Here is a 12,961-nt window from a genome sequence, read left to right on the forward strand (position 1 = left end):
GGATCGAGTACGTGCCACTCGACTGTTCGGGTGGTGTGAGAACACCCGAACCCGCCCGGCCGTGATGCTGTCTACGACGCGTCAACGACCGCGACGACGCCCGTGAGCGCCAGCGCGGCGACCAGCGCGGCCGCGAGCACGCCGAAGGCGGCGCCGAAGCCGGTCGCGTCGGCGACGCCGCCGACGACGGCGGGCGCGAGCGCGCCGGCGCTCATCAACAGCGTCCGGACGACGCCGAGCCCGCCGCCGGCAGCCGATTCGGGGAGGACGGCCGCGAGGTACGCGCCCCGCACGGGGCGGAAGCCGTGGCTGCCCAGCCCGAACGCGACCACCGCCCCGGCGACGGCGACGACGCCCGAGACCGACAGCAGCGCGAGGAGCCCGCCGGTCGCGAGCGCGAGCGTCGCGGCGATCACCGGGAGCTGTCCGACGCGATCCGAGAGGTCGCCGGTTCCCAACTGGACGAGCGAGACGACGAACAGCCCCGAGTACAGCAGCGAGGCGGTCGTCTCGGACAGCCCCGCGGCGTCGGTCAGGTAGAGGGGAAGGAACGCGACCGCGCCGTTGTACGCGAACGAGAAGCAGACCGTCGCGAGGACGAAGACCGCGAAGGCGGGCTCGCGAAACAGCGCCGCGTAGCGACGGAGGGCGCCGCCCGTGTCGTCCACGCCGTCCGTCTCGGCGTCGTCGCTCGTATCGTCGCCGGCGGCCGTATCGTCGCCGGCGGCCGTGTCGGAGTCGTCGGACCCGTCGCCGGCGGCGTCGGTGGCGGCACCGCCGAGATCGGCCGCATCCGGATCCGGCGCGCTGCGGGCGAACAGGAGCGCGAGCCCGCCGGCGGCGACCGCGCCCGCGAGGAACAGCGCGTGCCAGTCGAGCCACGGGAGGGGGACGCCGGCGACCGTCGCTCCGGTGACCGCGACGACGGCCGCGGGGGCAGCGACGCCGCCGAAGGCGCCGAGCGTGTCGAGGACGCCGAGCGCGCGGCCGGTCCGCCCGGGGTACAGCCGCGAGAGCAGCCGGACGGCGACGGTCTTGTGGACGCCGGTGCCGAGGCCGACGAGCAGCATGCCGCCGCCGAGGACGCCGAACGCGAGGCCGTCGGGGACGGGCACCGCGAGCACGAGCGCGCCGAGGCCGGTGACGACCGCGCCGGCGACGATCACCCGCCGCGCGCCGACCCGGTCGGCGAGCGCGCCGCTGGGGAACTGCATCGCCGCGTAGACGGTCAACATCGCGGTGAACGCGACGCCGAGGACCGAGCTGGAGACGCCGAGCGTTTCCCGGAAGGCGGGGAACAGCGGCGGGAACGCGTACCGGAGGAACTTCGCGAGAAACCAGATCAGCGCCGTGAGCGCGAGCACGTCGTAGTCGGCGAGCGCTCGCAGTCGCGATCCGACGCCGGTTCCCATTCGGTTCGGAGGACGGCTGTCGGGGTCAAAAGGCGCGCGGAAGCGGCCGTTCGGGACGGTTCGCCGGAGCTGCGTCCGCGCCCCCGCTCGCGTTCGCGTTCGCTCTACGGTGCGCCGGCGAGCACCAGCGTGCTCTCGGCGTCGCCGTTGCGGATCTGCCGGGTGGCGTCCGGGGAGATCCGCACGGCGTCGCCGGGTTTCAGCTCGACCTCCTCGCCGTCGACGGCGACCGTCGCGGCGCCCTCGACGAGCAGGTACACCTCCTCGTGGTCGCGCTCGGCGTGGTCGTGTTCCTTCCCGGTCCAGCCCGGGTCGCAGTCGACGACCGTGACGCCGACGTGCTCACACTCCAGCGGCTCACGCAGGAAGTGCATCGCGCCCGCGGCCGGCTCGACGTCGCGGTAGTTGACGGTGGTGTAGCTCACGATCGGTCGAAACCGGCGAAACGCCCATCTAGCTGTCGGCGGTTCCAGCCGCGCACGAATCGCGGCGCCGGTGACGCCCGCGGGTTGCTTCAGTTCACCCGAACGGGCCCATCCCGCCCATGCCGCCGCCGCCACCGCCGCCGCCCTGCTGTTGCAGCTTCTTCATCATCCGCTGCATGTCGCCGTCGCCCATGTTGCCGAACTGGTCCATCGTCCGCTTCATCATGCTGTGCTGTTCGAGCAGCTCCTCGATGCGCTCCTTCGGAACGCCCGAGCCGCGGGCGATCCGCTCCAGCCGGTCGCTCTTGATGACGGCGGGGTTCTCCAGCTCCTCCTCGGTCATCGAGTCCATCGCGATCTCGAACGAGCGCATGCGCTCCTGGGTCACGTCCATCGCGTCGTCGGGGAGCTGGTCCATGATCCCGCCGCCCATCCCGGGGATCATGTCGAGCACCTGGTCGAGGGGGCCCATGCGGTCCATCGCCTTCATCTGGTTGCGCATGTCCTTGAGGGTGAACTCGCCCTCCATCATGTCCTCGGGGTCCCAGTCGTCCTCCTCCTGGGTCTCGCTCATCGCGCGCTCGACGCGCTCGGAGAGCTGCTTGAGGTCCCCCATCCCGAGCAGTCGCGAGATGAAGCCGTTTGGCTCGAAGCGCTCGATGTCCTGCACCGTCTCCCCGGCGCCGAGGAACGCGATCGACGAGCCGGTCTCGTTGACGGCCGTCAGCGCCCCGCCGCCCTTCGCGGTCCCGTCGAGCTTCGTTATCACGACGCCGTCGATGCCGATCGACTCCTCGAACTGGCGGGCCTGCTCTTTGGCGCCCTGGCCGATCGCGGCGTCGAGCACGAGCAGCGAGCGGTCCGGGTCGACCGCGTCGTCGATCTGCTCGATCTCCTCGATCAGGTCGTCCTCCAGCGCGTGGCGGCCGGCGGTGTCGACGATGCGAACGTCGGCGTCCGCGGTCGCTTCGAGACCCTTGCGGGCGATGTCGACGGGGTCGTCGTTGTCCGGGTCGCCGTAGAACTCCACCTCGGCGTTCTCGGACATCTGCTTGGCCTGGTCGTAGGCGCCGGGGCGGAACGTGTCGGTCTGGATGACCGCCGGGCGCAGCCCCTTCTTCGAGAACCACCACGCCATCTTGGCGGCCGTCGTCGTCTTCCCGGAGCCCTGGAGGCCCGCGAGCATGATCGTCTGCTCCTCCAGCGGGATCTCGGTCGACTCGCCGATGAGGTCGACCATCTCCTCGTAGACGATCTTGAGGACGTGGTCGCGGGCGGTCGTGCCGCCGGGGGGCTCCTCCTCCAGCGCGCGCGTTTTGATACTGTCCGACAGCTCCATCACGAGGTCGACGTCAACGTCGGCCGCAAGCAGCGAGCGCTGGATCTGCTTGACGACCTCCTGCACGTCGTCCTCGTCGATACGGGACTTCCCGCGGAGCGAGTCCATCGTGCCCCGGAGGGAGCTCCCCAGATCGTCGAGTACCATCTTGTTGGTCGTGGTAGTCGGTCCGTGCGGTAAAGGCTTCCCTACACGGTTCCGGTACTGTTTGCGTTCGCGGTTCGACCGAGTTCGAGGCGGCTATCGATGTACCGACGACCTCGAAAGCCCCCGTGGGTGTGCGGTCGCGCGACTCGCTGCGCTCCTCGCTCACTCCGTTCGCTCCGGTGCTAGCGTCGTCATCAGAACGCGCAGCGTTCTGATTGGCTCACGAGAGCAAAGCTCTCGTGAACGTCGGGCTTCCCGCACACCCACGACCCCTTTCAGTCCCACCCGCTACGACCGCACCGCACCTCATTTACGTCGGAGCAAGCTCCGACGAACTCACGTTCACTCCGTTCACGTGAGCCTCCCCAGCCGACTGCGATGCTCGCTCGGCCTCCGGCCTCGCTGTGCTTCTCGCCCCTCGCGCGCTCCCGGCGCGGACGGAGCCGCGCCGGCGCGCGCCATGGCTGTCGTCGGATCGGATCGCACCGAAACCACTTCACCCGACACCGCGAACCCGGTGACGTGTTCGGGCTCGACGCCGCCACCCTCGCCGCCTACGTCGCCGCCGCGGGCGCGCTGATCCTCGTCCCCGGGCAGGACACCCTCGTCGTCCTCACCCGCGGGTTCGCCTCGCGCGCGGCCGGCGTCGGCGCGGCCGTCGGGGTCGCCGTCGGCGTCCTGATCCACGCCACCGCGGCGGCGCTGGGACTGGCGGCCGTCTACCGCGCGGTCCCGACCGCGGCGACCCTCGTCACGCTCGCGGGCGCTGCGTACCTCCTGTGGCTCGCGATCGACACGGCGAAAGGGCACGGTTTCGGGTCGAGACCGCGAGACGGTCGAGTGTCTGACGCTCGACCCGACGGCGGCCCCGCGGAGCCCGGAACCGGAACCGTCAGCGACGGGTTCCGTCGCGGCCTCCTGACCAACGTCGCGAACCCGAAGGTCGCGCTCTTTTTCCTCGCGTTCCTCCCCGGCTTCGCCGGCGAGGGCGAGCCGGCGACGATGGTCGCGCTCGGGGCCGTGTACGCCCTGCTCACCGTCGCGTACCTCGGCGCCGTCGGCGCGCTCGCGGGACGGATCGGCGCGGTGGCGACCGGCCGGACCGCACGGGCGATCCGGCTCGGATCGGCCGCGGTGCTGGTCGCGCTGGCGGCGGCGCTGGTCGTTCGGGTCGTGTGAGTCGTCGCCTCCGGGGACGCGACCCCGACTACGCGTTCGGGGCGTCCGCTGCCTCCCCGCCCTCCCGGGCACGCTCGCGGAGGCGGTCGATCCGATCGCCCAGCGCGACGTTCGCCGAGAGCGGGTTCGGCACCCGCCGACGCGACGGCTCCATCGCGTGGACCTCGGCGTACCGCTCCAGCGCGTCGGCGACGGCGTCGGCGCCGACCGACTCGGCCGCGCGGTCGTCGGCCGCGAGGATCCCCCGGCGCGCGTACCACAGCCCCCCGACGAGCGCGACGCCGGCGACGGCGACGAGCGAGCCGTTCGGACCGCCCGAACCGGAGAACGCGGTAAGCAGCGGGACGGCCGCGCCGATCACCGCGCCCATTCGACGCGACAGCGCCCGCGAGCGGACGCGTCCGGCCTGCACCGCGAGCAGTGCCGCGGCGGTCTCGTCGTCGAGCGCGTCGAGGAACGTGCTCGTCACGAACAGTCGCCGGGTCGGGCCGATCCCGCGGACGAACGCGTTCGCGGTCTCCTCGTCGTCGGTGTCGAGCACGCGAACCTCGTCGACGAGCCCCGACCCGACCCCGGCGCGCTCGCGAAGGCGGTCGATCCGGGCGGCGTCGTCGCCGGCCGGCTCCCGCGTCGACCGGAGCGCGCCGACGAACCAGGGCGACGCCGCGAGCACCCCGACCACGAGCGCGACGAGCCCGACCGCGACGGCGACGGTCGACGTTCCCGCCCCGAGCTCGAGCCGAAACGGCGTGAACGCGAGCGCGAACACGCCGCTCGCGCCCAGCAGCCACCGGGCCATCAGTGCGACGGCCCGGCCCGTCGAGAGGTCGATGTCGCGGACGGCGCGGACGCCGCGCACCGTCGGCGCGTACGCGACGAGCGCGACGGTGCCGGCCGCAGACATCGTCAGGAACTCCGAGAGGAACACGTCGACGGCGACGGTGCCGGTCGATCCGCCGACGAGCGCCGCACGGACGGCCGCGCCCAGATCGAGGATCGACAGGAGGCCGTACGCTAGCACCCCGAGCGGGAGGACGGCGCCGACGTACAGCAGGCGGTACTTCCCGACGGGGTTCGAGAGCCGGCGCGCGAGGGCGCTGCCGACGGCGCCGACGACCGCCCCGAGCAGACAGAGGAGTACCCAGAAGACGACCGGCGGCCCGAGATCGGGCGTGGAGGACGCGACTGCGGACTGAAGCGGGACCATGCGCGGCGATCCAGTCGCGCGGATGAAAACCGTGCCGACCCGTCGGGGTTCCGGGAGCAGTCTCGGCGACGGTCGCGCAGCGCCCCCGACGGACTCAAGGACGGCGGCGCCGTCACCACGGCCATGCGCATCGCCGTGCCCAACAAGGGCCGCCTGCACGAGCCGACGATCGACCTGCTCGAACGCGCCGGCCTGCACATCGAGAACACGGCCGACCGGCAGCTGTACGCCGACACGGTCGACCCGGACGTGTCCGTGCTGTTCGCGCGCGCCGCCGACATCCCGGAGTACGTCGCCGACGGCGCCGCCGACGTGGGGATCACCGGACTCGATCAGGCCAGGGAGTCGGGTCACGACCTCGTCGACCTGCTCGATCTGGGCTACGGCCGCTGTCGGCTCGTGCTCGCGGCGCCCGAGGACGGCGACATCGCCGACCCCGAGGACGTCTCTGGCCTGACCGTCGCCACCGAGTTCCCGCGGATCACCCGGGCGTACTTCGACCGGAAGGGGATCGACTGCGAGGTCGTCGAGGTGACGGGCGCGACCGAGCTCACCCCGCACGTCGACATGGCCGACGCCATCGTCGACATCACCTCCACGGGCACCACCCTCCAGGTGAACCGCCTCGCGGTCGTCGACGAGGTGCTCGCTTCCTCGGTCCGGCTGTTCGCCCGTCCCGACGTGGCCGACGACGACAAGGTCGGGCAGGTACGGACGGCCTTCGAGTCGGTGACCGCCGCCGAGGACAAGCGCTACCTGATGATGAACGCGCCGCGCGAGGCGCTCGCGGACGTGAAGGAGGTGCTCCCCGGCATGGGCGGCCCGACGGTGATGGACGTGGCCGACGGCGAGACCGAACACGTCGCCGTCCACGCGGTCGTCGACGAGCGCGCGGTGTTCGAGGTCATCGACGAGCTGAAGCGCGTCGGCGCCAGCGACATCCTCGTCACCGAGATCGAACGGCTCGTGGAGTAGCGCTCCGCCCGAAAATCAGCCACCGACCGCCGAAGCAGTCACCGACCGCCGCAGCGACCGGACCGGCTACGCTACGCGCCGATCGCCTGTTGCCAGGCGGCGGTGTCGGTGTAGTCGACGAACCTGACCAGCCGCCCGTCCCGGAAGTCACACACGTGTGCGAACGGCGCTTCGAGCGACTCGCCCGACGAGCGGACCGTGCCGCGGTCGGTGCCGAGGACGACGATCGTGTCGCCGCCGTCGACGAACCGCTCCGGGACGGCCGCGAACGGGTCCATGTCCTCCATCACCGGCGCGAACACGTTCTCAGTGACCGCGTCGGGGCCGCGATAGGTGCCGGCGTACCGCGATCCTTCGGGTTCGGTCCACTCGATGTCCGGGTCCATGTGCCCGAGCACCGTCTCCACGTCGCCGTCGTTGAACGCGCTGTACATCTCCTGGACGATCTCCAGGTTGGTTCTGGCCGCTGTGCTCGCCATTTCTTTCACCAACGATCGTGTATGTCTCGTGAGGGTAAATAGAGGAGTTGCAAGATTCGCACACGATGCGGCCGGATCGTCGCCGTCGGCCGGAAACGGTGGTAAATCCCCGGTTTTACTCCGTTCGCCACCGCAGCGTCGGCGCCGAGATCCGCGGGTCGACGCCGACGCCGATCCCGTGCCCGTCGCCCTCGCGGTAGCGTACCCACGCGACCGTCGCGACCGTGCCGAGCGCGATCGCGCCCGCCCCGAGCAGCCCGGCCTCGGGACCGAACGACCCCCCGGTCACGATCGTCGGCCCGGTCGGTTCGAGGTCGACGACGGCGGCGTCGATGCCGAGGCCGCTGACGGGGAAGCCGTACAGCAACCCCTGCGCGGCGTTCCAGGAGATGTGGACGCCCACCGGGAACGACAGCCGCCCGGTGAGCACGAACCCGACGCCGAGGAACGCCCCCGCGAGGGTGATCCCGACCGTCGAGGCGAGTGAGGCGCCGGGGTTGGCCGCGTGCAGCAGGCCGAAGACGGCCGCCGAGACGGCCAACGCGCCCCCGACGGCGACGCGCTCGCCCGCGAAGCGGAGTCCCTCGGCGACGTTGACCAGCAGGAGTCCGCGCGAGACGAGTTCCTCGTAGAAGCCCACGACGAGGAACACCAGGAGGACGGAGCCGAAGCCGGCCGCGGTGCCGACGAGTGTGTCGGCGACGCGGAACCACCCGGCGGCGAGGCCGACGCCGGCGACGACCGTCTGGAGTGCGACCCCGAGCGCGAGTCCGGCGCCCAGGTCCGCGAGCCAGCCGGGCTCGCGGCGCAGTCCCAGATCGGCGAACGTGCGGATATCGACGTATCGAGCGGCCAGCAGCGTCGCTCCGGTCACCGCGAGCATCGGAAGGACGGTCGACAGCGGGACCGGAAGGCCGAGGACGGCGGCGGCGACCCCGCCGGCGACGAGCGCGACGACGATCACGACGAGGGCTGCCGCGAGACGAAGCGGCGCGCGCGGGCGGCGCTCGGGGGCGTTCCAGACGGCCGACCGAACGGCGTCGACGACCCCGGTCATCCGGGAGCAGTCTGGTAGATCGCGAGAATCTGTTGGATGCCGATGGCCGCCAGGACGGTCAACGCGTAGTGCATCGCGGTGATCATCGCGGTGCCGCGACGGTCCAGCCCGTACGCGAGGCGCACGACGACGAAGTCGACGACGAGCGCGATGGCGATGACGCCGGCCGTCGGCAACACGGCCGCCGACAGGCCGACGAGCGCCATCGCGACGCCCGGCGGGACCGCCTGTCTGAGCTCGGCCTCGTCGCCGAGGACGAAGTAGGCGGCGGTGTTCGCCAGCAGCGTCGACAGCACCGCGATGAGGAGGAACCCGGCGAGGACGCCGAGCGAGGACTGTTGCAGCAGCACGCTACCCGAGCAGCCCCAGATCCGAGAGCCGGTCGGAAATGACCTGAACGGCCGCCTCGGCGTCGGCGGGCTCCGTCCCGCCGGTGATGACGAGCTTGCCGGAGCCGAACAACAGCGCCACGACGTCGGGCTCGTCGATGCGGTAGACGAGGCCGGGGAACTGCTCGGGTTCGTATTCGATGTTCTCCAGGCCGAGCCCGATCGCGATCGCGTTCAGGTTCAGATCCTTCCCCAGATCGGCGGAGGTGACGATGTTCTGGACGGTGATCTCGGGGTCCTCCTCGATCGGGATATCCAGCGCGCGCAGTTCGTCGAACACCATGTGGAGCGCCTCGTGGACCGCGTCGGTGCTCTTGGCGCCGGTGCAGACGATCTTGCCCGAGCGGAAGATGAGCGCGGCGCTCTTCGGATCGGCAGTCCGATACACCAGCCCCGGAAACTGCTCGGGGTCGTAGTCCGCCCCCTCGAGGTCCATGGCGACCGTCTGGAGGTCCAACTCCTGCTCGATCCCCGTCGACGCGACGACGTTCTCGATGTTGATCGACTCCGTGGGATCAGGCATTCTCGTTGGAACCGACGGTTTAAATGAATAAAGTACTACCGCCGTGCCCCCATGCGGATTCGCTCCGCGGGAGTCGACGCCGCCCTCGGCGCCGGCGCGAACCCGTGCGTTCAAGCGCCGCGCCGCCGCACGTCCGTCCGTGTACGGGTTGGAGTTCGTCGGCGACGAGGACCGGTTCGCGGCGCTGGAGGCGGGGGTCGCCGCCGCGACCGGGATCGAACGCGTCGCCCCGGGACTGGCGGTCGCCGACGCGGTCGACCCCGAGCGCGTGCGCGGGCTGGCGTACACCAGGCGCGCCCTCGACCTGCTCGGGCGGACGGACGCCGACCCGCGAAGCGCCCGCGCGGCCGTCGAGGCCGCGAGCATCGGGCGGGAGGGCACGGTCGCCGTTCGCGCGCGCGCGCTCCGCGACAGCGCCGCCGTCTCGACGAGCGAGGTCGAACGCGAGTGCGGGAGCGCGCTCGTCGCGCGCGGCTTCGACGTTGACCTCGACGACCCCGACCACACCCTCCGCGTGCTGTTCGCCGACGACACCTGCCTCGTCGGCTGGGTCGTCGCCGAGTCCGTCCGCGACTTCTCCGCACGCCGGCCCACGGATCGGCCGTTCTTCCAGCCCGGGAGCATGGCGCCGATGGACGCCCGCGCGTACGCGAACCTCGCGGGGGCGGGGCCCGGAACCCGGCTCGTCGACCCGATGTGCGGGACCGGCGGCGTGCTCATCGAGGCGGGGCTCGTCGGCAGCGACGCCGTCGGCAACGACGCCCAGGCGAAGATGGTCCGCGGCGCCCGCGAGAACCTCGCGCACTACCTCGACGGGGCGGGGTCGCCCGCGGCGCCCGCGACGCTCGGCGGTTCGCCCGGCGGGTTCGACGTGATCCGGGGCGACGCCACCGCGCTCGCACTCCGCGACGACGCGGTCGACGGCGTCGTCTTCGACGCGCCCTACGGCCGCCAGTCGAAGATCGCCAGACACAGCCTCGACGACCTCGTGAGCGACGCGCTCACGGAGGCTGTCCGGGTCGCGCCCCGGGGGGTGCTGGTCGCGGACCGGTCGTGGCGCGATGCCGCAGTCGACGCCGGCTGGCGCGTCACCGACTCCTTCCGGCGGCGGGTCCACCGCAGTCTCGTCCGACACGTGCACGTGCTGGAGCGGGCGTAGCGGGCGGGCCTGCCGCGGGGGACGGCGTTCCCGTGACAGCGGTGATCGCTCTCTCGAACTGAACGAAGGCGACCGGAAAACGACGCGCTACTTCGCGGCGAGCGACTACTTCTCGCCGAGCAGTTCGTCGACCAGCTCCTCGGGGTCGAACCGCCGCAGGTCGTCGTACCCCTGGCCGACGCCGAGGAAGAGGATCGGCTTGCCCGTGACGTACGCGATGGAGATGGCGGCGCCGCCGGAGGAGTCGGCGTCGGCCTTCGTGAGGACCGAGCCGTCGACCGCCGCGGCGTCGTCGAACTCCTGGGCGCGCTTGACGGCGTCCTGGCCGGCGACCGCCTCGTCGACGAACAGCGTCATGTCGGGGTCGACGACGCGGTCGATCTTCTCCAGTTGCGCCATCAGGTCGTTGCTGGTGTGGAGGCGACCGGCGGTGTCGCCGAGCACCACGTCGATGTCGTTGGCCTCGGCGTACTCGACGCCGTCGTAAATGACGGCCGCCGGGTCGCCGCCCTGCTCGTGGGCGATGAGCTTCCGGTCGAGCGCTTCCGCGTGCTCGCGGATCTGCTCGTTCGCGCCCGCGCGGTAGGTGTCGCCGTTCGCCAGCACCGACGAGTAGCCGCGCTCGTCGAGCCACTCGGAGAGCTTCGCGATGGTCGTGGTCTTCCCGACGCCGTTGACGCCGGTGAACACGACCGTGACGGGCTTGTCCGCCTCGGCGATCCGCTCCTCGAAGTCGAACTGCCCGACGCTGATCACGTCCAGCAGCGCGTCGTGGAGCGCCTCGGTGACGAGCTGGTCGGTCGTCTGGACCTGCGCGCGCGTCTCGCCGAGCATCTTCTCGCGGACGGTCTCGAGGATGCGGTCGGCGACGCTCATCTCGACGTCGCTGGACAACAGCGCGAGTTCCAGGTCCTGAAGGGGCTCCTCGAGGTCCTCCTCCTCGATGATGACCTTCCCGGTCGCGAACGCCGCCGCGCGCTTGAGGCGCCCGGGGCCGGCGGACTCGTCGTCGGCCGGCTCGCCCTCGCCGGGGTCGGTCGAGGCTGCCTCGTCGGCCGCCGGCGCGCCCGACTGCTCGGGCTCGGTCGCGTCGGGGGCCGCCTCGGCGGTCGCGTCCGCCGCGGCGTCGACTTCGGCGGCCTCGGCGTCGGCCTCCTCGGCCTTCTCCTCGACCTCCTCGGCGGCGTCCTCGCGGAACGAGGAAAGCTTGTCCTTCAGGCCGTCGAACATTCCTTACTCGTCCCCGTCGTCCTCGTCGGCCATCTGCTGCATCTGCTGCATCTGCTGTTGCTGCATCTGCTGTTGCATCTGCTGGGCCTGCTGTTCGAGCTGCTGGCTCTCGGCCTCGAGGTCGGCCTTCTCGTCGCTGACGGTGTCGATCTGGTCGTCGAGGGCGTCCTTCCGCCCCTCAAGGGCCTCCACGGCGTCGCCCTCCTCCAGTTCGGCGGCGTAGTCGCCGCCGAGGCTCACGACGATCTCGTCGAGGTCCTGGACCTCGGCGCGGACGTACGCGCCGCCGCCCAGCGGCACCTGGACCGTCGAGCCGGTCTCGATCTGGCCGACGGCGTCGATGGCGTCGTCGATGTCGCGCTGCTCCTGTCGGAGGTCGTCGATCTCCTCCTCCAGCTCCTCGATCTCCGCCTCGATCGCCTGGATCTCCTGGGAGATCTGCTGCATCTGCTGCTGGCCGGGACCGCCGCCACCACCGAGGCTCATTCGGCGACCACCTCGCCGATCTCGATCTGGGTGCGGTTCAGGTTGTGCTCGGCGCCGAACTTCGAGAGGACGTGCTCGCGCGCCACGTTCTCGTTGACCGCGTCGAGCGAGCGGGTGAACGCCTGCATCCCGTCTCGGGTCTGGAACTCGCCGCTAACAGTGAACTGGCTCATGTGCCCGAAAAACCGCTCGGGAGCGGGAAGTACCTTCCGACTCGGACCCCTTAGCCAGGTCGACGGCCGCGGCGACGACGAACGTCGGATCGGCCGGTCGTCCGGGCCTCGGAGGCTAATCTATGAACCCGAGCGTGTCGTCGATCCGACCCAACTCGGGGCCGGTCGTGTCCTCGCCGACGGCGTACCCGTCGTCGTTGGCGAGCAGCCCCGAGCCGACCAGCGGGGCGCCGTAGTTCACGGTGCCCAGGTCGGCGTACACGTCGAGGTGCTCCTCCAGCGCCTCCAGCTCCGGTTCCTCGCTGTGCGGGTGACAGAGGACGCCGGTGTTGTTGGCGACCGCGGCGGTGCCGACGGTGTTGACGCCGCCGAGCGAGCCGCGCTTCGTCGGCACGTCGAGCACGTCGGCGACCACGTCGACCGCCTCGTCTGTGAGATCGGGGTGGACGTACGCGCCGTAGTCGTTCGCGAGCACGACGTTGCCTGCGGCGTTCAGCTTCCCGGGGAGGCGTTCGACTGGGTCGCCGGTCGCCTCGCGGATCGCGTCGATCTCGCGGTCGGTCGCCTGTCGGGACACGAGCGTTCCGTTCTCGTTGCCCGCGACCAGCGAGCCCACCGTGCCGGAACCGCCGACCGTCGTGGTCAGGACCTCGACGCCGAACTCGCTTTCGAGCCGGTCGGCGAGGTCGTCCTCGACGTCGGGCCGCACGACGAGGCAGTCGCTGGCGGCGTGCGCGTAGACTCCGACGTACGACGACCCGGCGAACGAAACCCGAAGCAC

Annotated in this window: 15 protein-coding genes; 3 read left to right on the forward strand and 12 right to left on the reverse strand. The window is 71.4% G+C overall.

The features are described 5' to 3' along the window. Positions 1-71: 71 nt before the first annotated feature. The 3 genes from K6T36_RS08810 to K6T36_RS08820 form a co-directional block, all read right to left on the reverse strand. The gene (locus K6T36_RS08810; protein ID WP_222920959.1) at positions 72-1,412 is read right to left on the reverse strand and encodes an MFS transporter; all 1,341 of its coding nucleotides are present in this window, start codon (positions 1,410-1,412) and stop codon (positions 72-74) included. 104 nt (positions 1,413-1,516) lie between these two features. Beyond that, positions 1,517-1,837 carry a cupin domain-containing protein gene (locus tag K6T36_RS08815; RefSeq protein WP_222920960.1) on the reverse strand — a complete coding sequence of 107 codons (321 nt, stop codon included), beginning with the start codon at positions 1,835-1,837 and terminating at the stop codon, positions 1,517-1,519. Positions 1,838-1,931: 94 nt separating this feature from the next. Continuing rightward, on the reverse strand, positions 1,932-3,323 hold the full coding sequence (locus K6T36_RS08820; RefSeq protein ID WP_222920961.1) for a signal recognition particle protein Srp54: 1,392 nt from the start codon (positions 3,321-3,323) through the stop codon (positions 1,932-1,934). A 522-nt stretch (positions 3,324-3,845) separates the two neighbouring features. Here K6T36_RS08820 and K6T36_RS08825 point away from each other — a divergent pair. Then, on the forward strand, positions 3,846-4,502 hold the full coding sequence (locus K6T36_RS08825) for a LysE family translocator (protein ID WP_225935080.1): 657 nt from the start codon (positions 3,846-3,848) through the stop codon (positions 4,500-4,502). Between the two features lie 28 nt (positions 4,503-4,530). Here K6T36_RS08825 and K6T36_RS08830 read toward each other — a convergent pair whose 3' ends face one another. Further along, positions 4,531-5,709, reverse strand: a complete 1,179-nt coding sequence (locus K6T36_RS08830; RefSeq protein WP_222920963.1) for a M48 family metallopeptidase — start codon at positions 5,707-5,709, stop codon at positions 4,531-4,533. A gap of 123 nt (positions 5,710-5,832) precedes the next feature. Here K6T36_RS08830 and hisG point away from each other — a divergent pair, with 123 nt between their 5' ends. Further along, positions 5,833-6,684: an ATP phosphoribosyltransferase gene (gene hisG / locus K6T36_RS08835; protein ID WP_222920964.1), complete on the forward strand. Its 852-nt coding sequence runs from the start codon at positions 5,833-5,835 to the stop codon at positions 6,682-6,684. Positions 6,685-6,755: 71 nt separating this feature from the next. On the opposite strand, the gene K6T36_RS08840 is transcribed toward hisG, so the two are convergent. The 4 genes from K6T36_RS08840 to K6T36_RS08855 form a co-directional block, all read right to left on the reverse strand. Next, the gene (locus K6T36_RS08840) at positions 6,756-7,163 is read right to left on the reverse strand and encodes a nuclear transport factor 2 family protein (RefSeq protein WP_222920965.1); all 408 of its coding nucleotides are present in this window, start codon (positions 7,161-7,163) and stop codon (positions 6,756-6,758) included. A 115-nt stretch (positions 7,164-7,278) separates the two neighbouring features. After that, on the reverse strand, positions 7,279-8,220 hold the full coding sequence (locus tag K6T36_RS08845; protein ID WP_222920966.1) for a CPBP family intramembrane glutamic endopeptidase: 942 nt from the start codon (positions 8,218-8,220) through the stop codon (positions 7,279-7,281). Continuing rightward, positions 8,217-8,570, reverse strand: a complete 354-nt coding sequence (locus K6T36_RS08850) for a DUF7473 family protein (RefSeq protein WP_222606301.1) — start codon at positions 8,568-8,570, stop codon at positions 8,217-8,219. The genes K6T36_RS08845 and K6T36_RS08850 overlap by 4 nt, the downstream gene beginning before the upstream one ends. A 1-nt stretch (position 8,571) precedes the next feature. Further along, a complete protein-coding gene (locus K6T36_RS08855; protein ID WP_222920967.1) occupies positions 8,572-9,132 on the reverse strand; it encodes a TATA-box-binding protein in 561 nt (186 codons plus the stop codon). Between the two features lie 148 nt (positions 9,133-9,280). Here K6T36_RS08855 and K6T36_RS08860 point away from each other — a divergent pair, with 148 nt between their 5' ends. Then, positions 9,281-10,291, forward strand: coding sequence for a THUMP domain-containing protein (locus K6T36_RS08860; protein WP_222923405.1), 1,011 nt, complete (start codon positions 9,281-9,283; stop codon positions 10,289-10,291). Positions 10,292-10,396: 105 nt separating this feature from the next. Here the strand turns inward: K6T36_RS08860 and ftsY are convergent, their stop codons facing one another. From ftsY to K6T36_RS08880, 4 genes are all read right to left on the reverse strand, one after another. After that, on the reverse strand, positions 10,397-11,521 hold the full coding sequence (ftsY, locus tag K6T36_RS08865) for a signal recognition particle-docking protein FtsY (protein WP_222920968.1): 1,125 nt from the start codon (positions 11,519-11,521) through the stop codon (positions 10,397-10,399). A gap of 3 nt (positions 11,522-11,524) precedes the next feature. After that, a complete protein-coding gene (pfdA, locus tag K6T36_RS08870; RefSeq protein ID WP_222606304.1) occupies positions 11,525-12,007 on the reverse strand; it encodes a prefoldin subunit alpha in 483 nt (160 codons plus the stop codon). Beyond that, positions 12,004-12,180 (reverse strand): 50S ribosomal protein L18Ae, encoded by a 177-nt coding sequence (gene rpl18a / locus K6T36_RS08875; RefSeq protein WP_222606305.1) that lies wholly within the window; start codon positions 12,178-12,180, stop codon positions 12,004-12,006. The genes pfdA and rpl18a overlap by 4 nt, the downstream gene beginning before the upstream one ends. 115 nt (positions 12,181-12,295) lie before the next feature. After that, complete coding sequence (locus K6T36_RS08880) at positions 12,296-12,961, reverse strand: translation initiation factor IF-6 (RefSeq protein WP_222920969.1); 666 nt, start codon at positions 12,959-12,961, stop codon at positions 12,296-12,298.

The sequence above is a fragment of the Halobaculum roseum genome, assembly GCF_019880245.1.
GTDB classification, from domain to species: Archaea; Halobacteriota; Halobacteria; order Halobacteriales; family Haloferacaceae; genus Halobaculum; species Halobaculum roseum.

Excerpts from the sequence above, each read along its gene's own strand:
- K6T36_RS08810 (WP_222920959.1), bottom strand. The coding sequence starts at position 1,412 with ATGGGAACCGGCGTCGGATCGCGACTGCGAGCGCTCGCCGACTACGAC.
- rpl18a (WP_222606305.1), bottom strand. The coding sequence starts at position 12,180 with ATGAGCCAGTTCACTGTTAGCGGCGAGTTCCAGACCCGAGACGGGATG.
- K6T36_RS08840 (WP_222920965.1), bottom strand. The coding sequence starts at position 7,163 with ATGGCGAGCACAGCGGCCAGAACCAACCTGGAGATCGTCCAGGAGATG.
- K6T36_RS08855 (WP_222920967.1), bottom strand. The coding sequence starts at position 9,132 with ATGCCTGATCCCACGGAGTCGATCAACATCGAGAACGTCGTCGCGTCG.
- hisG (WP_222920964.1), top strand. The coding sequence starts at position 5,833 with ATGCGCATCGCCGTGCCCAACAAGGGCCGCCTGCACGAGCCGACGATC.
- K6T36_RS08845 (WP_222920966.1), bottom strand. The coding sequence starts at position 8,220 with ATGACCGGGGTCGTCGACGCCGTTCGGTCGGCCGTCTGGAACGCCCCC.
- K6T36_RS08820 (WP_222920961.1), bottom strand. The coding sequence starts at position 3,323 with ATGGTACTCGACGATCTGGGGAGCTCCCTCCGGGGCACGATGGACTCG.
- K6T36_RS08830 (WP_222920963.1), bottom strand. The coding sequence starts at position 5,709 with ATGGTCCCGCTTCAGTCCGCAGTCGCGTCCTCCACGCCCGATCTCGGG.
- pfdA (WP_222606304.1), bottom strand. The coding sequence starts at position 12,007 with ATGAGCCTCGGTGGTGGCGGCGGTCCCGGCCAGCAGCAGATGCAGCAG.
- ftsY (WP_222920968.1), bottom strand. The coding sequence starts at position 11,521 with ATGTTCGACGGCCTGAAGGACAAGCTTTCCTCGTTCCGCGAGGACGCC.